The 23,649-nt window shown below is 60.1% G+C and carries 18 protein-coding genes; 2 read left to right on the top strand and 16 right to left on the bottom strand.

The genetic code is table 11. The features are described from left to right. Positions 1-533 (bottom strand): hypothetical protein (locus JFT58_RS19530; RefSeq protein ID WP_198834499.1); only part of this gene is annotated, 533 nt, incomplete at its 3' end. Positions 534-730: 197 nt separating this feature from the next. Here JFT58_RS19530 and JFT58_RS19525 point away from each other — a divergent pair. Next, the gene (locus JFT58_RS19525; protein WP_198834498.1) at positions 731-2,290 is read left to right on the top strand and encodes a hypothetical protein; all 1,560 of its coding nucleotides are present in this window, start codon (positions 731-733) and stop codon (positions 2,288-2,290) included. Positions 2,291-2,347: 57 nt separating this feature from the next. On the opposite strand, the gene JFT58_RS19520 is transcribed toward JFT58_RS19525, so the two are convergent. The 5 genes from JFT58_RS19520 to JFT58_RS19500 all read right to left on the bottom strand — a co-directional run bounded on the left by JFT58_RS19520 (position 2,348) and on the right by JFT58_RS19500 (position 8,072). Further along, positions 2,348-2,527 carry a hypothetical protein gene (locus JFT58_RS19520; RefSeq protein WP_034126032.1) on the bottom strand — a complete coding sequence of 60 codons (180 nt, stop codon included), beginning with the start codon at positions 2,525-2,527 and terminating at the stop codon, positions 2,348-2,350. A 156-nt stretch (positions 2,528-2,683) separates the two neighbouring features. After that, positions 2,684-3,856, bottom strand: a complete 1,173-nt coding sequence (locus JFT58_RS19515) for a lactonase family protein (protein WP_054898983.1) — start codon at positions 3,854-3,856, stop codon at positions 2,684-2,686. After that, positions 3,846-4,133 carry a DUF5629 family protein gene (locus JFT58_RS19510; protein ID WP_054898984.1) on the bottom strand — a complete coding sequence of 96 codons (288 nt, stop codon included), beginning with the start codon at positions 4,131-4,133 and terminating at the stop codon, positions 3,846-3,848. The genes JFT58_RS19515 and JFT58_RS19510 overlap by 11 nt, the downstream gene beginning before the upstream one ends. Before the next feature lie 507 nt (positions 4,134-4,640). Beyond that, positions 4,641-7,016, bottom strand: a complete 2,376-nt coding sequence (locus JFT58_RS19505) for an efflux RND transporter permease subunit (protein WP_054898985.1) — start codon at positions 7,014-7,016, stop codon at positions 4,641-4,643. Positions 7,017-7,034: 18 nt separating this feature from the next. Continuing rightward, a complete protein-coding gene (locus JFT58_RS19500; protein WP_082423471.1) occupies positions 7,035-8,072 on the bottom strand; it encodes a WD40/YVTN/BNR-like repeat-containing protein in 1,038 nt (345 codons plus the stop codon). A gap of 439 nt (positions 8,073-8,511) precedes the next feature. Here JFT58_RS19500 and JFT58_RS19495 point away from each other — a divergent pair, with 439 nt between their 5' ends. After that, the gene (locus JFT58_RS19495) at positions 8,512-9,627 is read left to right on the top strand and encodes a Gfo/Idh/MocA family protein (protein ID WP_054898987.1); all 1,116 of its coding nucleotides are present in this window, start codon (positions 8,512-8,514) and stop codon (positions 9,625-9,627) included. 113 nt (positions 9,628-9,740) lie between these two features. Here JFT58_RS19495 and JFT58_RS19490 read toward each other — a convergent pair whose 3' ends face one another. From JFT58_RS19490 to JFT58_RS19445, 10 genes are all read right to left on the bottom strand, one after another. Further along, positions 9,741-11,444 (bottom strand): AMP-binding protein, encoded by a 1,704-nt coding sequence (locus JFT58_RS19490; protein WP_054898988.1) that lies wholly within the window; start codon positions 11,442-11,444, stop codon positions 9,741-9,743. A gap of 31 nt (positions 11,445-11,475) precedes the next feature. Further along, a complete protein-coding gene (locus tag JFT58_RS19485; protein ID WP_054898989.1) occupies positions 11,476-12,774 on the bottom strand; it encodes an acetyl-CoA C-acetyltransferase in 1,299 nt (432 codons plus the stop codon). Further along, a complete protein-coding gene (locus tag JFT58_RS19480) occupies positions 12,771-13,661 on the bottom strand; it encodes a MaoC/PaaZ C-terminal domain-containing protein (protein ID WP_054898990.1) in 891 nt (296 codons plus the stop codon). The genes JFT58_RS19485 and JFT58_RS19480 overlap by 4 nt, the downstream gene beginning before the upstream one ends. Positions 13,662-13,664: 3 nt before the next feature. Further along, positions 13,665-15,008 (bottom strand): 3-oxoacyl-ACP reductase, encoded by a 1,344-nt coding sequence (locus JFT58_RS19475; RefSeq protein WP_034126041.1) that lies wholly within the window; start codon positions 15,006-15,008, stop codon positions 13,665-13,667. Positions 15,009-15,235: 227 nt separating this feature from the next. Then, positions 15,236-17,746 carry an acyl-CoA dehydrogenase gene (locus tag JFT58_RS19470; RefSeq protein WP_054899111.1) on the bottom strand — a complete coding sequence of 837 codons (2,511 nt, stop codon included), beginning with the start codon at positions 17,744-17,746 and terminating at the stop codon, positions 15,236-15,238. 213 nt (positions 17,747-17,959) lie between these two features. Next, positions 17,960-19,405: an outer membrane protein transport protein gene (locus tag JFT58_RS19465; RefSeq protein WP_054899110.1), complete on the bottom strand. Its 1,446-nt coding sequence runs from the start codon at positions 19,403-19,405 to the stop codon at positions 17,960-17,962. Positions 19,406-19,547: 142 nt separating this feature from the next. Next, positions 19,548-20,033, bottom strand: coding sequence for an alkane oxidation protein activator PraB (gene praB / locus JFT58_RS19460; protein WP_014718293.1), 486 nt, complete (start codon positions 20,031-20,033; stop codon positions 19,548-19,550). Positions 20,034-20,168: 135 nt separating this feature from the next. Continuing rightward, positions 20,169-20,663 carry an alkane oxidation protein activator PraA gene (gene praA / locus JFT58_RS19455; RefSeq protein ID WP_103299641.1) on the bottom strand — a complete coding sequence of 165 codons (495 nt, stop codon included), beginning with the start codon at positions 20,661-20,663 and terminating at the stop codon, positions 20,169-20,171. A gap of 126 nt (positions 20,664-20,789) precedes the next feature. Next, entirely contained in the window at positions 20,790-22,070 is a 1,281-nt protein-coding gene (locus JFT58_RS19450; RefSeq protein ID WP_054897525.1) for an alkane 1-monooxygenase, read from the bottom strand. Between the two features lie 307 nt (positions 22,071-22,377). Next, complete coding sequence (locus JFT58_RS19445; RefSeq protein WP_054897524.1) at positions 22,378-23,376, bottom strand: alpha/beta fold hydrolase; 999 nt, start codon at positions 23,374-23,376, stop codon at positions 22,378-22,380. Between the last annotated feature and the right edge of the window lie 273 nt (positions 23,377-23,649).

The raw sequence follows: 23,649 nt of genomic DNA, 5'->3' as shown, positions 1-23,649 counted from the left end.
TAAGCGCGCATGTTTAGCCAGTAGCGAATGATGATCTTGACACCCGCCAGTGCCTGCTGCTGGTTGACGCCATGCAGCAAAACCTCCGGTGGGACCTCATACGCCAGCCCCTGGTGGCCGGGCAGACTGTCTTTGTCTTCGCCACCGGGGCGAGTCAGGCTGACCCGTAACTTGATTTCTTCGGTGAATGACTCATTGCCGCTGCTGCGCCTTAGCATGCCACGTACACCGTCGACCAAGTACGGGACGATATGGTGCGCGGGAACAGTCATCGGGAACAGGTCAAGGTTTTGCTCGCCTTCGCGAATCGGCGTAGAGGCCACGGGAATATTACGGTTGCCCCAGAACAGTGAGGCAACACTGCCCGGAGTGACGCCATCTTTGGGGTTGATCAGGTAGACCACCAACGGCACCTCGGTATGCCGCAGGCCGATACCGCCATGCGCCCCTTCGATATCACCATCAATGGCCGGTTCCATCAGCGGAACAACGATGGGCGGCAAGAGGGGGTCAAGTGTTTTGTCCTTGGGCATGGCGAGAGTCCTCACGGTCGTGCGCTGTTGGCTTACCGCTATCAAACGCCTGAAATCGCGGCGTGCCTACTGTCAGAATTAACAGGTAGTGCAGGATGCCCCTGGATCGGTACCTGTTAATTCTGACAGTAGCCAATGCCCCGATTCAGGCGTTTGATAGCGCCAACAGCACACTTCGCAGGAACAGGAGAACAGCTATGCCAGCCCAGAAAAACCAGACATCCGCGCCTGCGACCAAGCCAGCAGCGGCAGAGGGAAAGACCAAGACCAAAGCCTCTGCCAAACAGAAGGTTCCGGCCCCATCACACACCATCATGACACTGGAGGAAAAGAAGGCGCCCAAGTACCTCGACCGGCTTTACATTCCCGGCATGAGTGAGAACGTCAAAGGCTACGACGCTGGCGTCCCGAAGTGGTTGTTTGAGTCGGGCATGACGATTCAGGTAGACAAAGGCTGGGCCGCGGCCCCCGGCGATGTCATCACGGTCGGTAAACTACTCGACGACGGCACCGTGTCGGTACTCGCCACCAAGCAGCTCAAACCTGGCGAGGAGCTGAACAACGCCTACTTTTTCGCCGCCGAACAGAAGGACCTGCCCGACGGCCCGTATGCCCTGGTGTATGTGGTCCACTATGCCGGAGGCACGGACTACGACAGGTCTTACCCGCTGCTGACGCTGATCAAGACCGACCTTCCCGCCGGTGACGACGACGACGGCCCTACAGTACCCGGGCATTCAGGACTGAAATTCAGCGTATCCGAGACGGTCATCGTCCCAGGCAACGCCAGCAAAGGCGTCACTATCACGCTCCAGCCGCCCCCAAACACCAACCCAACCGATGAAGTCGATCTTCACTGGGGATCGGTGATCAAGACGCAAAACATTGCGGGGGCACTCAAGCCCACAGTGATCCTGGTGACCTATGCGGATTTGCTTGAAGCCGGCGACAGTGATCGTCTGTACGTCTGGCTGGAGGTGCGGGATCTGGTGGGGAATGTCTCGACGCCCGGCTCGGCCAGCGTGGAGGTCTCGGTGAACCTGGGCCAGCACCTGACGGATGGCCCCGTCATCGTCAATGGCGGGCCACCTGGCTATATCGACCTTGAAGTCGTGGGGGAAAACCCCCTGGAGCTGCAGGTTCGCACGCCGTCTAGCGTGGGCGGTGTGGGTGATATTTATGATGTGATGTTCCGCATCTACCCGCCTAAAGGTGGCGTCAAAATCATTCACAAATTTGTCGAGATCCGGCGAGGTGGCCAGGTCTATTCAGTGTTCATCGATTACCTGGATGTACGGATGGCCGCTGAAGGCCGGGTGGAGACCAGCTTCGTATTGAGAAAGTCCGGCCCGCCCTACGAGGTGTACTCCAAGAAAACCGCCGCCGAGGTCAGAGGCTCAGTGGTTCGCCTGGAGCCACCGGACCTTGAGGGCTACCCAGACGATCACATCGGTAACGACCCGGCGCATGTCATCGCACGCTGCCCCTACTATGCCTGGCGGCAACCCACCGACGAGATTCTGTGGATCTTTCGACTTGTAAAAGGGTTGAACGAGGTGATCCTCCACACCGAGACACAAGTCGTCGGCCAATCCTGGCCCGTCGGTGCGCCGGTCAAGCAGGTGTTTTACTGGGAACAATTGCGCCAGTTCAAAGGCTACAGCTTCGAGTTCTATTACGTGATCTCAAGCAGCTTCACCCGCGCGCGCGCAATAGACCTGAATGAATCCTTGCGTCGGATATTGACCATCAGCTAGATACGTCAAACCCCAAGGCACTCTCGCGAGTGGCTTGGGGTTTGACTCCCTCGACAATCAGTTTTGAATCTTGTGATCCAGCGCCGCATAAAAGTTGGCACTCTGTTGCAGGTATTTCTGGGTATAGGCTGTGACATTGGATTTTTTGCCGGTGACTTCCACGCTGGCGGCGGCAGGCAAGGCCACAGTGGCGGAAACAGCAGAAGCAGCGATGATCGAGAAGAGATTGAAGTTCATGGCGGTAACCCTTGTGTTCGTTTGGTTGGGTGGCCTGGGAAGGCCTTGGAACCCAACTTACGCCCGAGGGTTGAACCTTAGAAATGCTTTGAAACAGTAGCCGTTATCACTGCGATTAATACAACGGCTCAGGCCCCGCATTGCGGGGCCTGTGGCTTATTGACGCACCAGGAACTTAAGGTCACTGGGGGCATCAATCGGCAATTTCTGCACGGTTTTACCCAGCAGGCCGGTCTTGGCGTCGCGCTCAACTACAACGATTTCATTGCTTTTCTGGTTGGCGATCAGCAGGAATTTTCCGCTAGGGTCGAGGCTGAACTCACGCGGATGGTCGCCTTCGACAGAACGCCGCTGGATTTCCTTGAGGTGCGCGGTGGCTGGATCGATGCTGAACACCAGCATCTGATTGGCCGTGCCACGGTTGCTCACGTACAGGAATTTGCCGTCGTTTGACGCATGCAACGCCGCACCGGCCTTGTCGGACACCGGTTGGCCGGCGGCATAGTCGAGCAACTGGGTTTGCGTCAGCTTGCCGTCGTTGTAATCGAACACGGCTACCTGGGCGCTCATCTCAGTGGTCAGCCAGGCGTGTTTGCCGTCCGCGCTGAACAGCAAGTGACGCGGCCCGCTGCCGGGTGGCAACTGCACCGACGCCGGGTCGGCCGCTGTCAGTGGCAGTTCGTGATTGGCCTTGGGGTCGTAGCGGTAGGCAAACACCTTGTCCGCGCCCAGGTCCTGCACGAATACATACTTGCCGTCCGGCGACGACACGACCGAATGCACATGGTTGGACGCCTGGCGCTCCGGGTTCACACGGCTGGCCGGGTGCCCGCTCAATTGCACCGGTGCCGACAGCTTGCCGCTGGCATCCACCGGCAGGATCGCCAGGCTGCCACCCGGGTCTTCCACCACCGAATAGTTGGCGACGAACAGGTAGCGCCCATCGGCGGCCACACTGGAATGGGTCGGCTCATTGCCCAGGCTCTGCACCTGGTTGATCAGGGTCAACTGGTGGTTCTGGGGGTCGATGCTGTAGCTGCTGACACGGCCCACCGGGTCTGCCTGGCCGGGGCCGTTCTCATTGACCACAAACAACTGCTTCTGGTCTTTGGAGATCGTCAGCCACGAAGGGTTGGCGGTTTTCGCCGCCAGCACTGGCTTGCCGCTGAACTGCCCGGTGCTACTGTCGAATTGCAGGCGGTAGATCCCTTCACTGGTGCCGGCTGTATAGCTGCCGACCAACAGTTCATGGATATCGGCCGGTGCGGCCTGCACCGACATCGCACCGACACTGCCTGCCATCAGCAGGGGCCAGAATTTACGCATCATCTGCTTCTTCCTCGTCGTTATTGTTGTCGCCCTGGATGGCGCTCAAGCAGACCAGACGGTGTTCACCGTCGTCGTTGATCAGCAACCAGCTTTGCAAGCTCTCGTCAAAGGTAGCCGCCTCTAACTGTTCTGGACTGAAGGTCCAGCGCTTGAGTTCCCGGCCATCCATGCTTTGGATCTGCAGTTGCTGATCAAGCTCGAAGTCAAAAGCGTGCAGCCCATTGATGATCAGCATATCGCTGGTAGCAAGGACGCGAGTCAGGGTGTCGGCAGTCATGGCAGTCAATCATTTTGGGGAAAGCCGCAATGATAGCCCAGGCTGTAACCTAGAAGTTGAACACTGCGGTGATGCTATCGCAGCATAGGTATCTACAACTTCGGTACGACGCTAAACCTGTGGCGAGGGGGCTTGCTCCCGTGACGGCCTGACAGCCAACGCCCGCCTATCTGACACCCCCACGATCAAACTGTGGGAGCTGGCTTGCCTGCGATGTCGGCCTGACGGCCGACGCAGTTATACCGGGTAAATATCCATTCCTGCGGTATCAGACATGTAGGCGCTCTGATCCAACATCCCAGTTGGCTGCCAGGCCGTCTTCGCAGGCAAGCCAGCTCCCACACTTGGCACGGTGTGTCAGTTGGATCAGCTTCGGCTGTCAGGCCGTCACGGGAGCAAGCTCCCTCGCCACAGGTCCAGCTTTGCGCCAACGTTGTGTAGATACCTATGCCTATCGCAGGCAAGCCAGCTCCCATACAAGCCCGCTCCCGCCTTTTGGGAGCAGGATCAGTGTGCGAACAACGAGTTGCCCTTCTGCCCTGCCAGCTTTTCAGGCTTGATCAGGAATCGCGCCAGCGCCGGCAACAGCCACAGCGCGCCGAACATGTTCCACAGCAGCATGAAAGTCAGCATCAGGCCCATGTCGGCCTGGAACTTGATGGCCGAGAAGATCCAGGTGCACACGCCGATGGCCAGGCACAAGCCGGTGAACAGTACGGCCTTACCGGTGGACTTCAACGTCTGGTAATAGGCCTCTTGCAACGGCAAGCCAGCGCGCAGGAAGCTTTCCAGACGGCTGTAGATGTAGATGCCGTAGTCCACGCCAATCCCCACACCCAGGGCTACCACCGGCAAGGTTGCGACCTTGACGCCAATGCCCATGAACGCCATCAGTGCGTTACCCAGTACCGAGGTCAGCACCAGCGGCAACACGATGCACAGGGTCGCCGCCCAGGAGCGGAAGGTGATCATGCACATGGTCGCCACGCACAGGTACACCAGGATCAGGATGATCAGTTCCGACTCCTTGATCACCTCGTTGGTGGCCGCTTCGATCCCGGCATTACCCGCTGCGAGGATGAATTCCAGGCCGTCCTTGTTGTTTTCCTTGGCGAACTCCTGCACCGCATGCACCGCGCGGTCGAGGGTTTCGGCCTTGTGGTCATTGAGGAACACCAGCACCGGCGCCAGTGAGCAATTGTTGTTGTACAAACCATCGGCACGGGCGATGGAGTTGTTCAGCACATCCGGGTTGCGCGACAGGGTTTCCCATTTCAGGTTGCCCTCGTTCATGCCCTTGATCATTTGCTTGGACACGGTCACCAACGAGATCGCCGACTGCACGCCCTCGGTGTTCTGCATCTTCCACATCAACTGGTCGATGGGCGCCATGGCTTCATAGCGCGAGCAGCCTTCGGCCTTGGTCTTGACCATCACCACCAACACGTCGGAGCTGGTGGAGTAATTGCTGATGATGAAGTTGTTGTCCTTGTTGTAGCGCGAATCCGGGCGCAGTTCCGGTGCGCCTTGGTCCAGGTCGCCAATCTTCAGGTTCTGGCTGTACCAGAGGCCGCCACCAAAGGCGATCAACGCCAGGAATACCGAAACCGGCGCGACTTTCGGGCTGGCAAATTTGGACAGCAGGCGCCAGAAGCTATGTTCGCGGTTCGCGTCTTTCTTGCTCTTGGCGATGGCGCGCTTGCTGATGCCCACGTAGGAAATCGCGACCGGCAGCAGGATCAGGTTAGTGAACACGATCACCGCCACGCCGATGGACGCGCCGATAGCCAGTTCGCGGATCACGCCGATGTCGATGATCAGCAGCGTGATGAAGCCCACCGCATCCGCCAGAATGGCGATCATCCCCGGCAGGAACAGTTGCCGGAAGGTGCGCCGCGCGGCGGTGAGGGCGTTGTCTGCCTCGCTGGATTGCAGGGCAATGCCGTTGATCTTTTGCACCCCATGGGAAATGCCGATGGCGAAGATCAGGAACGGCACCAGCATCGAATACGGGTCCAGTCCGAAACCGAAGAAGTGCATCAACCCCAGTTGCCAGACCACCGCCACCAATGTCGTGCTCAACACCGCAATGGTGCTGCGCAGGCAGTTGGTGAACCACAGCAGCAGAATCAGGGTGATGACGAACGCAACGCCGAAGAACAGCACCACCATCACCAGGCCATCGATCAGGTCGCCGACCTTTTTGGCAAAGCCGACAATATGAATCTTGACGTTGGGGTTCTGGGTTTCGAACTTGTCGCGGATCTTGTCTTCGAGTTCATGGGAGAACTTGCGGTAGTCCAGGGCCAGCAACTTGCCCTGGTCTTGCGGGTCCGGGTAGGACTCCAACAGCGGGATATCAACGATGCTCGACTTGAAGTCATTGGCGACCAGCCGCCCGACCTGGCCGGACTTGAGCACGTTATTGCGCAACTGGTCGAGGCTCTGCGGCGAACCGTTGTAGCTCTGCGGGATGACCTCCCCGCCGGCAAAACCTTCTTCGGTCACCTCGGTCCAGCGCACGCTGGGGCTCCACAGCGACTTGAGGCCCGAGCGGTCCACACCGGAGATGTAGAACACCTCGTCGTGGATCTGGCGCAGGGTCTCCATGTACTCCTTGGTGAAGATGTCCCCGTCCTTGGCTTCCACCGAAATACGCACGGTGTTGCCCAGGTTGGCCAAATCGTTGCGGTGCTCCATCATTTTTTCGATGAAGGGGTGCTTGAGCGGGATCATCTTTTCAAAACTGGTGGACGGGCGAATCAAGGTCGCCTGCCAGAACAGGAAGAGGCTCACCAGCAGGCAGATGACGATCACCGCCGGGCGATTGTTGAAGATCAGACGCTCAAGAAAGGTCGCTTTATCGTTGTGATGACTGCTCATTGGATCCCCGCCTTCTTATTATTTTGAGAGCTCTGCGCCGGCCGATGTGGCAACCCGCACGCCACCCTGCCCCGCGAGGATCAAATTGCCATTGCCGGCCGCCGTGACCGCCGAGAGTGAAATACGGTCCGGGCGATTGAACACACTGAAGGTCTGGCCATCGTCATGGCTGACCACCACGCTGCCGCCGTTGCCGACCACAACAATGGAACCGTCCTCCAGCAAGGTCGCCCCCGACAGGCCAAACTCCAACGCGCCACGCGCTGCGTTCAATTGGACCTGTTCCCAAGTGCTGCCGAAATCGGTTGAGCGGTAGAGGTTGCCGCGCAAACCATACGCCAACAGGGTCTGTGGCTGTGCGGTGCTGATCACGCCAAACAGTGAACCCTCGTAGGGGCCTTCGAGTTTTTCCCAGGTCTGGCCGTCGTCGCTTGAGCGAAACATGCTGCCTTGCTCACCGACGATAAACAGGCCGGCGCCCTTGACGTGTGCAATGGCGTTGAGGTGGTACTGGTCTTCGTTGTCGAGGCGCTCGCTGACATCGTTCCAGGTTTTGCCGGCGTCGGTGGTCTCGATCAACGCACCGTAGGCGCCCACGGCCAGGCCGTGGTTGGCGTCGTTGAACCACACATCGAGCAACGGCGCTTCGCGTTTGAGGTCTTGATATTGCTGGGTCCACGTGGCGCCGCCATCGGTACTGGCAAGAATCTGCGCATCGTGGCCGACGGCCCAACCGTGCTGATCATCAACGAAAAACACCGCCGTGAGCAGTTGCCGGGTGGGTACTTTGGCTTGGGCCCAGGTGTTGCCCTGGTCATCGGAATAAAGGATATGCCCCCGATCACCGACCGCCACCAGGCGCTTGCCCGCGTGAACCACGTCGATCATCAAGCCTTTGGCGGCCTTGGGGGATTCAATTGCAAAGACTGCGGCGGCGGAGGTATCGCTGGCGGCCAGAACCGGCAGCGACAATGCGCTGCCAGCAAGCAGCGAGAGCGCTGTGGCCAGCAACGCAACCCTGCGTGCGGCGCGTGGGCGGCAAACAACCCAACCCATGACAGGCTCACTCATAGACCTTTCTCCCATTTATTATTGTTAGGTCGTCTTCTCTGCCAGGACCTTGAAACCTGCAATCTAGAGCGCCTGGAGGAAGCAGGAGCCATCCTATCGGGCTTTGGAATCGTCTGACAATCGGCGCTACGTTATCTTTTGTTAACTGGCGGCGTTTGGCCATGTGCTGAATATAGCTATATCAGCTGAAATGATGGCCCCACGTGATCGACGTGATCATTCCCACGCTCCGCGTGGGAATGCATCCGCTGACGCTCTGCGTCCTCACCGCGCAAACAGCGGGGCGCAGAGCGCCCGGGCGGCATTCCCACGCGGAGCGTGGGAACCATCAGGAGAAATGAATTTTTATTCTATCTATTGAATTCAGTGAATTTTTATTCCATTAATAGCTTTCCTGAAAACAATAATCCAAAGGACCACGACGATGCGTGAACTCGGAATCGGCTTGATCGGCACAGGCTTCATGGGCCGCGCCCACGCGCTGGCGTTCAACAACGCCCGGGCGGTATTTGAACTGCCGGTGCAGCTCAAGCTGGCCGCCCTGGCCGATGCCGACACCGAACGCGCCCAGCGTTGCGCCAGCGCCTGGCGGTTTGCCCAGGCCCATGGTGACTGGCAAGCGCTGATCAACGACCCAAAGGTCGACGTCGTGGCCATCACCACCCCCAACCATTTGCATTACCCCATGGCCATGGCCGCGATTGCGGCCGGCAAAGCCGTGTATTGCGAGAAACCCCTGGCCGTCAGCCTCGAACAAGCCGACGCCATGCGCCGCGCAGCCCATACCGCCGGGGTGGTGACGCGTGTCGGCTATAACTACCAGCACAACCCCATGATCGTGCTGGCCCGGCAGATGATTGCCCAGGGCGAACTGGGCCAGATCATCAGTTTCCAAGGTGAGTTCAGCGAAGACTTCATGGCGGACCCGGCCTCCCCTTGGTCGTGGCGCTGCGAAGTGGAGCATGCTGGCGGCGCCCTGGCTGACCTGGGCAGCCATTTGCTGTCAATGGCCCGCTACCTGGTGGGCGACGTGACCCATGTCTGTGCCGATACCCAGACCGTGCACAACCAACGCCCCGCCACCGCCGGCAGCCCAACCTCAAAAGCCATTGCCGTGGATGACCAGGTGCATGCCCTGTTGCGCTTCGCCAACGGCGCCCGTGGCACGGTGAGCAGCAGTTGGCTCAAGCACGGCTACAAGAACCATCTGAGTTTCGAGATCAGCGGCACCCAAGGCACGCTGGCGTTTGACCAGGAACGCTTGAATGAACTGCGCCTGCACCGCATCGGCCAGGACGGCTTCCAGCGCCTGCTGGCTGGCCCCGCCCTGCCCGGCTATGCGGCATTCAGCCCGGCGGCGGGGCATCAGTTGGGTTACAACGAATTGAAGACGTTGGAAGTGCACGAGTTGATCATGGCGCTGGCCGGCCAAGGGGCCCAGGGGACGGACTTTGAGGCTGCATGGGAGGTAGAGCGATTGGCGACGGCGATTCGAGTGGCCGCCCTTGAGGAACGCTGGGTCAAAGTGGACACGGTTTAAAAAGTGGGAGCGGGCTTGCTCGCGAATACGCTGTGTCAGTCGGCACCTTCACTGCCTGAACCGCCGCATTCGCGAGCAAGCCCGCTCCCACATTTGGTCGTCTGAACCGTAGATCAGCGCAAGGCCCGGCGCAGCACTTTGCCCACCGTGGTCTTGGGCAGTTCCGTGGTGCGAAACTCCACATATTTTGGCAGCTTGTACCCCGTCAGGTACTCCCGGCAGTGCGCAAGAATCTGCTCCTGGGTCAAGGTCGGGTCCTTGCGCACGACGATGATCTTGACCTTCTCCCCGGTCACTGGGTCTTCGACCCCAATGGCCGCCACTTCAGCAACCCCAGGGTGCATGGCCACCACGTCCTCGATTTCATTGGGGTACACGTTGAAGCCCGAGACCAGGATCATGTCCTTCTTGCGGTCCACCAGGCGGATATACCCGCGTGCGTCCATCACGCCGATGTCCCCGGTGGACAACCAGCCCTCGGCATCCAGCACCTCGGCGGTTTCCTTCGGCCGTTGCCAGTAGCCCTGCATCACTTGCGGGCCACGTACTTGCAACTCGCCCTGCTCGCCGATATCCGCCAGTTCGCCGTCTTCGCGCAAGAAGCGCACCCAGGTCGAGGGCAATGGCACGCCAATGCTGCCGGTGAATTCCATCTCGCGCATGCGGGAAATATCAATAGGGCTGATGCTCACCACGGGCGAGCATTCGGTCAGCCCGTAGCCTTCGATGATCGGCAGCCCGGTCACCTCTTTCCAGCGCTTGGCCACGGCGGTGTGGGTGGCCATGCCGCCAGCAATCACCAGGCGCAAATCGGAAAAGTCCCGCGCACAGAACTCCTTGTTCTCCAGCAACCCATTGAACAGCGTGTTCACCCCGGCAATGCCATTGAAGCGTTCCTTGCGCAGAATCATTTGCACGCGCTTCACGTCCCGAGGGTTGGCGATAAGGATATTGCGCCCGCCCAGGCACATGAACATCAGGCAGTTCACCGTCAGGGAAAAGATGTGGTACAGCGGCAGCAAGGTCACGTTGGTTTCCTGCTTGTGCTGGTCCAACTGATCACCAACCCAGGCCTTGGCTTGCAGCAGGTTGGCGATGATATTGCGATGGCTGAGCATCACACCCTTGGCATCGCCGGTGGTGCCGCCGGTGTATTGCAGGAAGGCCAGTTCATCGCGGTGCAGGCTGACCGGCAAATGGTGCATGGCCCTGCCCTGTTTGAGCACCTGGTTGAAACGCAGCGAACCGGGCAACCTGAAGGCCGGTACCTGCTTCTGCACGCTGCGCAGGATGAAATTCATTGCCGCGCCCTTGAAGGTGCCCAGCAAGTCGCCAATGGCCGCGACCACCACTCGCTTGACGCTGCTGCCCACCATGGCTTTTTCCAGGGTATGCGCGAAATTTTCGAAGATCACCACGGTTTCGGCGCCACTGTCCTTGAGCAGGTGCTTGAGTTCGTGGGCGGTGTACAACGGGTTGACGTTGACCACCACCGCCCCGGCCAGGATCGTGCCCAGCAGGCAGATCGGGTACTGCAAGCAGTTGGGCATCATCAGGGCCACGCGGTCGCCCTTCTTCACGCCCTGGTCCTGCAGCCAGGCGGCAAAGGCAATGCCCTGGGTGCGCCAATCGGCATAGGTCATTTGCGTGCCGATGCTGACGTAGGCCACCCGTTCACGGAACTTCTCCAGGTGCTCCAGGAACACTTCGCGCAGCGACGGGTAGTCCTCGATCCCCGCGTCAATGTCCGCTGGCACGCCGGGCAGGTAAGTGTTCAACCAAATGCGTTCGGTGTGTTCCAGGCTGATAGCGTTCATCGCAGTGTCCTTATTGTTGTTTTTGATAGCGCTACTTTTCGACGATGGCGGTGATGCCCAACCCACCCGCCGCGCAGATCGAAATCAGGCCGCGACCGCCACCGCGTTCATGGATGGCCTTGGCCAGCGCCGCCAGTTGCCGGCCACCGGTGGCCGCAAAGGGATGGCCGCAGCCCAGTGAGCTGCCGTTGACGTTCATCTTGGCCCGGTCGATGGCGCCCAGGGGGGCGTCAAGGCCGAGTCGCTCGCGGCAATACTGCGGGTCTTCCCACGCCTTGAGCGTGCACAACACCTGGGCGGCGAACGCTTCGTGGATCTCGAAGAAGTCGAAGTCGGCAAAACTCAAGCCTTCCCGCGCAAGCATGCGTGGCACAGCGTAAGCCGGCGCCATCAGCAGGCCCTCGGTGCCGTCGACAAAATTCACCGCAGCCGTTTCGCCGGTGCGCAAGTAGGCCAACACCGGCCAGCCATTGGCGGCGGCCCATTCTTCACTGGCCAGCAGCACCACCGAGGCGCCATCGGTCAGGGGCGTGGAGTTGCCGGCGGTGAGCGTGCCGTTCTGGCGGTCAAAGGCCGGCGACAAGCCGGCGAGCTTTTCCAGGCTGATATCGGCACGCAGGTTGTTGTCACGGGCCAAGCCGCGATGGGGGCTGATCAGGTCGTCGAAGAAGCCGCGTTTATAAGCCGCATCCAGGCGCTGGTGGCTGGTGAGGGTCAGCTCGTCCTGGGCCAGGCGCTTGATCTGCCAGCGCTTGGCCATTTCTTCGCAGTGCTCGCCCATGGACAGGCCGGTGCGCGGCTCGCCATTGCGCGGCAGCAACGGTTTGAACAGCATCGATGGGCGTACTTTCATCAAGGCCTTGAGCTTGTCGCCCAGGCTTTTGGCGCGATTGGCCGCAAGCAAGGTATGGCGCAAGGATTCGTTGATGCCAATGGGCGCGTCGGAGGTGGTGTCGGCACCACCGGCAACGCCCACTTCGATCTGGCCGAGGGCGATTTTATTCGCCACCAGCAGCGCAGCTTCAAGCCCTGTGCCACAGGCTTGTTGCACATCATAGGCGGGGGTTTGCGCCGACAACGTGGTGGACAACAGCGCCTCGCGGGCCAGGTTGAAATCCCGCGAGTGCTTGATCACCGCTCCGGCGGCAAACTCACCCAGGCGTTGGCCGTGCAGGTTGTAGCGCTCCACCAACCCTTGCAGGGCGGCGACCAGCAGGTCTTGGTTACTGTCGTGGGCATACACCGTGTTGGAGCGCGCAAATGGAATACGGTTGCCGCCGATAATCGCCACGCGGCAGGTCGGGGCTGGGGTAAAACTGTAGTCACTCATTGCTGGCTCTCTTTCCAAATGAATAGCCCGCGCATATGGGGCTTGTCCCCGGCGAAATTGCGCACTTCGAACTCGCGCCGTGGCCCGCTCACGGGGTGGCCCCACAGGGCGACCTGGCCGGGCAGGAAGATCGGCAATTTGAATTCGCAGTGGGCCTCGGCCTGATCCAGGCCACCGGGCGGCTGTTGCGCTGCCAATGCGCGGCCCAGGGTCCACATGCCATGGGCGATGGCGCGACGAAAGCCGAACAGCCTGGCACCGATGACCGACGTGTGAATGGGATTGAAATCCCCCGAGACCTTGGCAAAGCGTCGCCCCAGGTCGGCGGGCAGTACCCAGCGCTGGGTGCGTAACAGGCCGTCTTCCTGTAGCGGCAGAGGGTCATTCCAGGGTTCACCCACCGGATTGCTGACGTCACGGCGCAAATACAGACTGTCGCTTTCCCACACCAGGGTTTCCTGGCTGTAGGCACGGGTGGCGATATTCAAGGCCTGCCCTTTCGGATGAGCCACCCAGCGCTCGCAATACACCTCCAGGCGCACCGCCTGGCCCTCGTGCAAGCGTTGGTGCTGACGAATGCGATTGGCCAGGTGCACCATGCCACTGGCCGGGTACGGGAAGCTTGGCCGGGTCAGCAGCATGAGGTGCAGGGGGAACGCCAGCACATGGGGATAGGACAATGGCACGCCCTGTTCGCGACGAAAGCCACACGCCCGTGCGTAACCGGCGATACCGGCCGGCGAAAGCTCCACCGCGCTGCGCACCAGGCGCGCTGTAGGCAATGGCGGCGCACCGTCTAACTTGGGTTTGCGCAAGGCGCGCAGGCCGTCGAGCAACAACTGCGTGCGCGACGGCGATGGGTCGATAATCTGCGTCACGTAGTCCATCGGTCAGGCTCCCAACAGGCTTTGGCCGCACACCCGCACCACCTGGCCATTGACGCCGCCCGACGCCGGATGCGCCAGCCAGGCAATGGTCTCGGCCACGTCGATGGGTTGCCCGCCCTGGGACAACGAATTCATGCGCCGCCCCGCTTCGCGGATCATCAGCGGGATCTTCGCGGTCATCTGGGTCTCGATAAAGCCGGGCGCCACCGCGTTCACCGTGACCTGCCGGGCTGCCGCACGCGGTGCCAGGCCCTGTACCAGGCCTATCACACCGGCCTTGGACGTGGCGTAGTTGCTCTGCCCCAGGTTGCCGGCGATACCGGAAATCGACGACACGCACACAATGCGCCCACCAGGGTTCAAACCCTGACTGTCGAGCAAGGCCTCACTGAGCTGCCACGGCGCTTCGAGATTGACCGCCAGCACACTGCGCCAGGCGCCCTCGGTCATTTTGGCGATGGTCTTGTCGCGGGTGATCCCGGCGTTGTGCACCACCACATCAAAGGCGCCGTATTGGCTGACGTGGGTTTGCAACAGTGAGGCGGTGTCGGCGGCGGTGATATCCAGGGGCAACGCCGAACCGCCCACGCTGGTCGCCGCCTGCTGCAAGGCTTCCTGGGCCTGGGGCACGTCCACACACACCACATGGGCACCGTCCCGCGCCAGCACCTGGGCAATCGCCAGGCCGATGCCACGGGAGGCGCCGGTGACCAGGGCGCGTTTGCCGGCAAAGGGTTTGTCCCAGTTGATGGCGGCATGGCCATCGACCGGTTTTTCCAGGCGCACCACCTGCCCCGAGACATAGGCGGAACGGCGCGACAGGAAAAACCCCAGGCTGCTGTCCAGCGCGTCTTCCGCGCCCGGCGCCACGTACAGCAGTTGCACGGTGATCGCGCGGCGCAGCTCCTTGGCCAGCGACCGCACCAAGCCTTCAAGGGCGCGTTGGGCGATGGCCTGGGGCAAGTCGTCGCAATGCTCGGGTGCCGTGCCGAGCACCACTACTCGGCCATGCTGGCTGAGGCGCTTGGCATTGCTGTGAAAGAACAGGTAAAGCTCATCCAACTGTTGCAGGTCGGTCACGCCGCTGGCGTCGAACACCGCGCCTTGCACCTTGACCGTGGACGGTGCCTTGAGCGTCGCCGGGCTCGCGGCGACGGTGTCGGTGGCGCTGAACACGCGCTGCACCGAGGCCACCAGGCGCCCTGCCCCGGCGATGATCACAGGATTAGCCAGGCCGGCCTGGCCGCTGCGATGCCGTTGCAGGGGCAAGGGTTGCGGCAAGCCGACCGCCTGGGCCAGACGCCGGCCCCAGGGGGAATTGACGAACGAAAGGTAGCTGTCACTCATAAGGAGTCCACTCACAACACAGTTCTTGCCTGATAAACCGGTCAAATGTGGGGAACTGGATAGCCCTCTGTAGGAGCGAGCTTGCTCGCGAAAAACGTCAACGATAACGCTGGCTTCCTGAATCAACGCGGCGCCTGTGAGTTCTTCGCGAGCAAGCTCGCTCCTACAAAAAGCCTTCTGCCTGGTATTCAAGGCAAGCAGTTCCCACCTGTGGACCGGGTTTTCTCTTAATTGACCGGGACGCTGCGCCGTTTGGCCACCGGCTCGAGCGCCTGCTTACGCTGCTGCAGAGCCTCCAGCAAACCAAAGTCCTGGGGAAAGTCGTCCACCTGGATACCGTGGTCGGCGTATTGCACATAGCGCGCCAGCAAGGCGTCTTCGTCGTCGCTGATCAAATCCAGCGCCCGCGCCTTCACGCGCCAATCGGTGAAGGCCGTGGCAGAAATCGGCAGCGGGCCGAGCAGACCTTGCTTGATGGCGGGCTTGAGCCGCGCCTCGATCAGCTCCACTTGGGGCAGCAAACGGAAACCCAATTCGCCGTAGGCCAGCTTGTCGACTTCCGGACGTGGGATGTAGGAGTTGGCCAGCAAACGGTCGCGGGTCTCGCCAGGGGTCTGCACCACCTCCGCCACCTGCGCCAACAGGCGGTCCGACGGTTTGCGCAGCGGGATGCCAAACGGAAAGCTCAAGGTGCGCACTACTGCTGCTGCGGGTTTTGAAGGGTAGTTGTCGAGCACTTCGGCCAAGGCTTCGTGGGCGCGCAACAAGGCGTCCTGGGCCGCCCAGTGCACCAGCGGCAAGTCCGCCTGGGGCCTGCCGTCATCCTCGAAGCGCTTGAGCACGCAAGACAGGATGTACAGCTGCGACAAAATATCCCCCAGGCGCCCGGTAATACTTTCCTTGCGCTTGAGGGCACCGCCCAGCACGCCCATGGAGATATCCGAGATCAGCGCCAGCACCACCGACAGCCGATTGGCCTGGCGATAGTAGGCAGCCAGCGCCGGGTCGGTCTTGGCCGGGGCCGCAATCAGGCGCCCGCCGGTCACGGCATGCACCGCTGCGCGTACGGTGTTGGCTACTACAAAACTCACATGGCCAAACATTGCGCTGTCGAAGTCTTCCAGTGCCTTGCGCCGGTCGGGGTTGTGCGCCGCCTCCATCTCGCGGAACACGTAGGGATGGCAACGAATCAAGCCCTGGCCAAAGATGATCAGGCAGCGGGTCATGATGTTCGCGCCCTCCACCGTAATGGCGATGGGACTTTGCTGGTAGGCACGGGCGAGGAAGTTATTGGGGCCCATGCAAATGCCTTTGCCGGCGACGATGTCCATGCCGTCGTTGACGATGATGCGCGCCCGCTCTGTGACGTGGTACTTGGCAATGGCCGAGATCACCGACGGTTTCTCGCCGGCGTCCAGGGATGCCACCGACACCTTGCGCACCGCATCACAGGCATACAGATGCCCGGCCATGCGCGCCAGCGGCGCCTGTACACCTTCGAACTTGCCGATGGGCAGGCCGAATTGCTTGCGCATCGCCGCATAGGCTGTGGTACCGCGCACCGCCACTTTACCCAGGCCGACGTTGGCCGAAGGCAGGGAAATCGCCCGACCTGCCGCCAGGCATTCCATCAACATGCGCCAGCCGTTGCCGATTTGTTCGCGGCCACCGATCACCCATTCCAAGGGAATGAACACATCCTTGCCAGTGGTAGGACCATTCTGGAATACCGCATTCAACGGCCAGTGGCGTCGGCCGCTGTTCACCCCTGGATGGGAGGTGGGGATCAACGCACAGGTAATGCCCAGGGAACCTGGCGCGCCAAGCAAACCCTGCGGGTCTTCGGCGCGGAACGCCAGGCCCAGCACCGTGGCAATCGGGCCGAGGGTGATATAGCGCTTGTCCCAAGTCACTTTGAAACCCAGTACTTCCTCGCCCTCATGCATGCCTTTGCAGACAATGCCCAGGTCGGGGATCGCGCCTGCATCCGAGCCGGCATACGGGCTGGTCAGGGCGAAACACGGAATGTCGTCACCGCGTGCCAGGCGCGGCAGGTAGTAGTTGCGCTGGGCGTCGGTGCCGTAATGCAGCAGCAGCTCGGCCGGGCCCAGGGAATTGGGGACCATCACCGAAATCGCTGCCGCCGAGCAGCGTGTCGACAGCTTCATCACCACCTGGGAATGGGCGTAGTGGGAGAAGCCTTTGCCGCCGTACTGCTTGGGAATGATCATGCCGAGGAACCCGGCCTCCTTGGTGTACTGCCAGCCTTCGGGGGACATGTCCTGCCAGACCTGCGTGGTTTCCCAGTCGTTGGCGATGTCGCACAGGGTTTCGACTTCGTTGTCGAGGAAGGCTTGCTCCTCCGCGCTGAGGCTGGCCGGCGCGGCTTGCAGCAGGCGCTGCCAGTCGGGTTTACCGCTGAACAGCTCGGCATCCCACCACACGGTGCCGGACTCGATGGCCGCACGCTCGGTATCGGACATCGCCGGCATGATCGTGCGAAACAGGCCCAGAGCCTTGGTGGTCAGCAGCTTGCGGCGCAGGGGTTTGATTGCCAGCACCAAGGCGGGCAGCACCACCAGCAAAGCCGCGACAGTAAGGCCCAGGCCGGCCACCGCGTTGAACAGGTAACCAACCGCCAGCCAAAGGATGCCGGCGCTTAGCCACAGGGCGGCGGCGGCTTGTCGGTAAGCCAGGGCAATCGCTGCTGCGATACCCACCAATAACCAGATAAGCATGGGGGAGACCTCTACTTGATTCAGGACGTGAAACCACACTACAAACTTCAAATCATTAATTCAAATTTTGTTTTGAAATTTTTATTTAATTCCTTGCCGAAAAAATAGGCTGACCGGGTCAGCCTGACGAAAGAAGGAATCAATGCACGTCGCCGAAAACAACAGCCATGGCAAGGCCTCCAGATGCGCTGAGTGCCCTGCCTTGCACGCGCTTCAGAACTTATAAGTCGCCGACAGGCTGACCACGTCACCTGAGGATTCAGCTTTGCCGTCCAGCTGCGCGCCTCCAAGGCGGTCAACGTTCTTGGTCTTCAGATTGACCTTCTGGACGAATTGGTGCGAGTAGGCGGCATCCACCGACAGGCCTGGTACCGCCTTGATGTCATAACCTGCACCAAACGCAAGGAAGTAGCGATCCCCGTCGGGGATCCGAGGGTCACGGGTGGAGTTTCGGGTCGGTGTCTGGTCGTAAGCCACGCCGGCACGGAGGGTGAGTTCGTCGGTCGCTTTGTAGTCGCCGCCGATAGAAGTCATCCACGCGTTCTTGTAGTTGTAGGGTATGGCAACGATGGTCGAGCCTTGTGACTTGAGCGTGAGGTCCTTGAACGAGGACCACTCTGTCCACTGGGCACTCACGCCCAGCGTCCAGCGCTCATTGAACTGGTGGACCCAGTCAATCGCCGCCGTCGCCGGGATATCCAATTGAGCACTGGCATGCGCGCCATCCGGGAACAGTTTGAGACCAGGGTAGGCCATTTCAACCAGCGTTTCGCCGTTCGGACCAATCGGGTTGGTCATCGCGTTACGGCCAATCGCGTCTGTATAAACGTCGTACTTGCCCGTCATCTTGTTTTTGATCTTGGCGTGATAATTCACGCCCAGCGTGTCTTGCGCTGTCGGCTTCCAAACCACGCCGCCAAACCAGCCCACTGAGATATTGTCGACTTTCACGCGTATCAAGGAATGCCCGACGCCGGTCGGAAAACCGGTGCCTCCCAGACCGGGAGAGACATCCGCGGCAGCCAGCAGGTCAACGTTCTGGCTGACGTTCCCTTGGCTACGTTGAACGATGGCACCGGCACCGACGGAAAACTCATCATTGACCTTGAATGACAAGGAGCCTGTCAGGCCAATGGTCTCGATCTTGGTGTCAACGGCGAAATCTCGCAGCTTAGAGTTTTCGTTCCACGTACTTTTCATGCCTTGCGGTACGACTTGGCTCAGGCCAAAAGCAAAACGGTCGCCGATGGGCATGACCATAAAGCCAGTAGGTAGCCATGCGGTGAAACCACCCTGGCCGCCATTATTCGTATTCAGCGTCGGATCGCCCAGGTTGCCCTGATCATCCAGCACCGGCGTATTGGTCACCGGGTTACCGTTATGGTCATACGCCTGGCCAGAATATTTGATCTTGATCCGGGCGTAATCGACGGTCTGCTGCACGATGGTTGAATCGATGAACGCCATGGCCGCCGGGTTGTTGTACGCGGCACTGGGGTCGTTCTTGAACAATGAACCGCCACCAAACGCGCGCCCCCAGCCAGGCGCACCGTAGGTTGGCGTGGAAAAGCCGCCCGCCTGCACATTTCCTGTGGTCAACAAGCCTCCCAACAGCGCCAACCCCAGTAACGTGTGAGCGTGTTGTTTCTTATTATTCATGCGCTGCTCCTTATTATTATTTCGCCCGGCCCCTGCCGGTGGGTCGTGTGGCCGTAGGCAGACCGTAAGTACCCTGCCCAACCGATGCCTCGCATGAGGCATCGGCCTTTCAACGGGTGATCAGCCCTCTGGAGTCACATGCTTACGGGTTAACCGTCAGCGTCGGGGCAACAACATTCAGCGATACGACGGTGCAGTTGCCGGTCAGCGACTGATTGGTAGCCGAAAGTGTTTTGGTACCAGGAGTCCAAGCCACGGCAATGGTGGTAGGGCCGCAGTTAGTGGCCGGAATCGAGGAGATTTTGTAGCCTACGTTGGTCACGGTGCCGGTGGTGCCCGTCGCAGCGGTAAGAACCCAAGGCAGGTTGGTCAGCGTGGGCAGTGCGCACAGGCCGCCGCCGGTCAAGGAAGCACCGTTGATAGAAGCCACGCCACCGCTAACGTTGCCGGTAAAGGTAATGCCGCAAGTCACTGCCGCACCAAAGGATGAGGGCGACTTCACCACGATGGTACCGGCATTAGTCGAGAACGGACCGTCTGGAGAAACGGAAGCCGCGCTCGCCATGGAGGCGGCACCAAAGCACAGAGCAAACGAAGTTGCACAAACGAGGGTTTTCAAGCTTTTCATTGTTTTTCCTCACATGTAATGGCGATTCATTTCGCCAGGGGGTAATGGCCATGATCGAGAGGTCACGGTGAAACTGCAAAACTTCCCTTTCCAGCCAAATTTCAATGCATTTACCGCTACAACTGTCGGAACGTGTTATTCGACAACTTTGAAGTTGGGCGGCATCTTGATCGACACCGTCTTGATCTTGCAGTCTTCGCCAATCGCAACATCAACGGCTTCCAACTTGCCGGTGGCGTTATCCCAAGTTCCGTCGACCGTCGACGGCCCACACTTGCCGCCCAGGCCAAAGGCATGCACGTCCACGCTGATCTTCGACATGGAGCCGCTGTTTTTATCTTTGGCGATTAACACCCAGGGCAAGTTGATGGCTTCGACACGGCTGCACTTGAGGCCACCGTCGAACTCGACTTTGTCGACATTCACCGATGAACCATCGGCTGCAACCTTGCCGGCTACCTTGATGGTGCAGTCGGCACTGATGAGCTTGCCTTTGGAAAAGCTGATAGGTCCTTGGGCGGTGAAGGCACTGCCAGCGGGTTCGATACGCGCAGCCTGGGCCTGGTGGTAAGCAATCAGGCCCATGGCCGCCAACAGGATGTGGGCGGTGAACTTGGCAGAACTTTGCATGGTGTACGTCCTTCCCTTGAAATTATTGTTGTAGGGTCAAACCAGGTTCTTGCATTTCATTACCGGGGGCGATCAGAACCTGCGCGATACACAGATCCCGAGTACGCCCTGAACGCTTACTTCATCTCAAAACGGCTTGGCACTACCGCTGTACTTCTCCAGATACTTCAAACGCTTTGACGGCTGAAGATTGGTCAGGTTGATATCGCCGGCATAGTGATTCAGTACACGATGGTCCATGCGACGCCGCCACAAGTACGGCACATAAGCCCAGACAATCATGCTGGCGTAGCCATACGGAAGTTGCGGTGATTCATCAAAGTGACGCAGCGACTGATAACTACGGGTGGGGTTGGCATGGTGATCGGAGTGCCGCTGCAACTGGAACAGAAAGATATTGGTGACAATTCGATTACTGTTCCACGAGTGACGCGGTGAGCAGCGTTCATAACGGCCATTGGGCAACTTCTGACGCTTGAGGCCGTAATGCTCGACGTAGTTCACCACTTCCAGCAACGAGAACCCGTAGACGCCCTGGATAATCAGGAACGGAATTACCGCCGCCCCCAGCCAGGCAATCATTGCGCCCCACAACACCACGCTGTACATCCAGGCGCTGAGTACGGCGTTCTTCCAGTGCAAGGTCGGCAGGCCGAGTTTGCGCAGGCGTTCGCGCTCCAGGTTCCAGGCCGACACGGCGCTGAACCACACCGAACGCGGCAGGAATGCCCAGAAACTTTCACCGAGGCGCGAGCTGGCGGGGTCTTCCGGGGTGGCGACCCGTACGTGATGGCCACGGTTATGTTCGGTGTAGAAGTGGCCGTAGAAGGTCGGCGCCAGGGTGACCTTGGCCAGGAACACTTCCAGGGGTTTGGGTTTGTGCCCCAGTTCATGGGCGGTATTGATGGCAATACCGGTGGCGGCACCGGTGGACATGGCCATGCCCACATAAGTCAACCAGCTGACTGCACCGTGAAGTTCAGTGCGGGCGGTGATGAACGCGGCGGTCCTGGCCAGCCAGTTCGAGGGTTCCAGGGTGGCCGTGGCGTGCAACAGGCCGCCGTTGATGATCCAGTCTATACCGCCCGCAGCGAGCCAACCGGTGATGACCACCGAGGCAATCACAAACAGCACGCCGGTGTAGACGATCCAGCGGTAGTAGCGTTGGGACTCAAGGTGGCTGACCGCAGATTCGGGCGGGTTGCTGACGTCTTCGCCGAGCAGGCCGTCAATCAGCGGGATCAGGCCGAAGATCACGAGTACGCCCACCCACCACAGTTGTTGCACGCCTGTGGTGATGGCAAGGGCGCCGGAGAGCAAGGGCGTCGCCAGCGGCATGATGCCGAGCCACCACAGGTGGCGTTTGCCGTCGGCCCAGACATGCGGGGCTGCCAGAGTCTGGTTCATGGCAGCCTCCGAACGCATTCGGTGGGCAACGAGGCAGACGACAGGTATACGGAGCATTGACTGCTCCGGGAAATCAACCATGCGATAAAAGGCGTTTTTTTCATTATTTTATTCGCTCTTAGGCATTTCAAAAATAATTTCAAATTACACATTGAAATAATTTTTTTAAATAAATAGCGCGGAATCGTTAGGTCGTCAACTAGTTTCTCCAGCCCTTTTTTCCGTGACCGAGCAGTCTCTTTTCAGCCGTTTGGTCAGGTACTCAGGGGCAGGCGTCAACGCCAGGCGCCGCAGTCAAGTGGCACTGTTACTGGCTCGCCAGGGCGACAGGTGGGTTTATCGGCCGGACGCTCTCGCCGGGTCGAGCCCGCTTGGCCACCTGCTCCACCAGCGCCGCCACGCGCTCGGTGGCGGTGATCGGCAACATATGCCCACGGCCTTCGATCACCTGCATTTTCAGCCCTGGCACCTTGCTGGCCAGGGCCTGGCCGTGTTTCTGGAAGTCGAGCACCTTGTCCTGCGCCCCGTAGATCAGGCCGATGGGCAGGGTCAATCGGGAGTAGCGCTTGACCATCTCCGGCAGGTGGTCGTTGACCCGGTTGATCTCGGTGGACGCCGCGTAGAAATTGTCGGGTCGCATGCCCAACAAACCGCCGCCACGGGTGGCGAAGTCCGGCGGCGCAGGATCGGGGGCAAATACGCCCTTCACCACCGAGTCTTTGGTCAGCAGGCCGATGGGTAGGGTCAAGGTGTGGGCCACCCAGCGCCGTAGCCAGGCCGGGCGCACCGCCAGAGACAGAAACACCAGCGGCAGCATGCGTTGGGGGTGAGTCAAGGGCGCAACCAGCACCAGCCCGGAAACGGCATGGGGATGGTCGAGGGCCAGCGCCAGGGCAATCGCGCCGCCCAGGGAGTGCCCCAGTACCAGCGGTTTACCCAGATCCAGCGTATTGATGAAGGCCGCGATTTGTCGCGCCTGGGCCGGCAAGTCTGCCGGCGTGCCGCTGTGCCGGGTGGAATAGCCTGAGCCCGGCCGGTCGAGGCTGATGACCCGAAAATGCTCACGCAACTGACCGGACAAGGCATAGGTCAGGTTGCGACTACTGCCCATCAGCCCGTGAATCATCACCAGCGGCGGGCCCTTGCCCTCTTCGACATAATGAAAGCGCTCGCCATCCACCTCGACGAAGCGCCCGTTGATCGGCACAGTCGCTTCAATGCGCCGCGTCATCCAGGCACTCAAGCCCCATAACGCAGCACTGGCGCCCGCCAGCACACCCGCAGCGACAACCCATTCGACAGCCATAGCTCGGTCCTCTGCTTCCCTGCTGCTGGCGACCCGACCGGAATTGATCTGGCCCCAGCCATCGTCCACACCCTGGACCTAGACTTCATGCATACCACGTTCGTCCGTCGGACAAATCGCTCATGCGCAACAAGGCCCTAGCGTAGGCGAATTTTTCAGGTAGATTATTTAAAATCTTTTTTAAAATAAATAATTCAATTTTCCTTTGCAATGGTGTTCTATCTAAAAGACAAAACAAAAACAGGAGCACATCCGATGCCCAAGCGCTTTATT

It is taken from the genome of Pseudomonas sp. MF6767, assembly GCF_016405475.1.
GTDB lineage: Bacteria > Pseudomonadota > Gammaproteobacteria > Pseudomonadales > Pseudomonadaceae > Aquipseudomonas > Aquipseudomonas paracarnis.
The sequence above is the reverse complement of the archived record's forward strand: the minus strand, read 5'-3'. Positions and strand labels throughout refer to the sequence as shown.

Excerpts from the sequence above, each read along its gene's own strand:
- JFT58_RS19470 (WP_054899111.1), bottom strand. The coding sequence starts at position 17,746 with ATGCTTATCTGGTTATTGGTGGGTATCGCAGCAGCGATTGCCCTGGCT.
- JFT58_RS19510 (WP_054898984.1), bottom strand. The coding sequence starts at position 4,133 with ATGACTGCCGACACCCTGACTCGCGTCCTTGCTACCAGCGATATGCTG.
- JFT58_RS19495 (WP_054898987.1), top strand. The coding sequence starts at position 8,512 with ATGCGTGAACTCGGAATCGGCTTGATCGGCACAGGCTTCATGGGCCGC.
- JFT58_RS19465 (WP_054899110.1), bottom strand. The coding sequence starts at position 19,405 with ATGAATAATAAGAAACAACACGCTCACACGTTACTGGGGTTGGCGCTG.
- JFT58_RS19485 (WP_054898989.1), bottom strand. The coding sequence starts at position 12,774 with ATGAGTGACTACAGTTTTACCCCAGCCCCGACCTGCCGCGTGGCGATT.
- JFT58_RS19515 (WP_054898983.1), bottom strand. The coding sequence starts at position 3,856 with ATGATGCGTAAATTCTGGCCCCTGCTGATGGCAGGCAGTGTCGGTGCG.
- JFT58_RS19525 (WP_198834498.1), top strand. The coding sequence starts at position 731 with ATGCCAGCCCAGAAAAACCAGACATCCGCGCCTGCGACCAAGCCAGCA.
- praB (WP_014718293.1), bottom strand. The coding sequence starts at position 20,033 with ATGAAAAGCTTGAAAACCCTCGTTTGTGCAACTTCGTTTGCTCTGTGC.
- JFT58_RS19445 (WP_054897524.1), bottom strand. The coding sequence starts at position 23,376 with ATGGCTGTCGAATGGGTTGTCGCTGCGGGTGTGCTGGCGGGCGCCAGT.
- JFT58_RS19490 (WP_054898988.1), bottom strand. The coding sequence starts at position 11,444 with ATGAACGCTATCAGCCTGGAACACACCGAACGCATTTGGTTGAACACT.
- JFT58_RS19475 (WP_034126041.1), bottom strand. The coding sequence starts at position 15,008 with ATGAGTGACAGCTACCTTTCGTTCGTCAATTCCCCCTGGGGCCGGCGT.
- JFT58_RS19450 (WP_054897525.1), bottom strand. The coding sequence starts at position 22,070 with ATGAACCAGACTCTGGCAGCCCCGCATGTCTGGGCCGACGGCAAACGC.
- JFT58_RS19505 (WP_054898985.1), bottom strand. The coding sequence starts at position 7,016 with ATGAGCAGTCATCACAACGATAAAGCGACCTTTCTTGAGCGTCTGATC.
- praA (WP_103299641.1), bottom strand. The coding sequence starts at position 20,663 with ATGCAAAGTTCTGCCAAGTTCACCGCCCACATCCTGTTGGCGGCCATG.
- JFT58_RS19500 (WP_082423471.1), bottom strand. The coding sequence starts at position 8,072 with ATGGGTTGGGTTGTTTGCCGCCCACGCGCCGCACGCAGGGTTGCGTTG.
- JFT58_RS19480 (WP_054898990.1), bottom strand. The coding sequence starts at position 13,661 with ATGGACTACGTGACGCAGATTATCGACCCATCGCCGTCGCGCACGCAG.
- JFT58_RS19520 (WP_034126032.1), bottom strand. The coding sequence starts at position 2,527 with ATGAACTTCAATCTCTTCTCGATCATCGCTGCTTCTGCTGTTTCCGCC.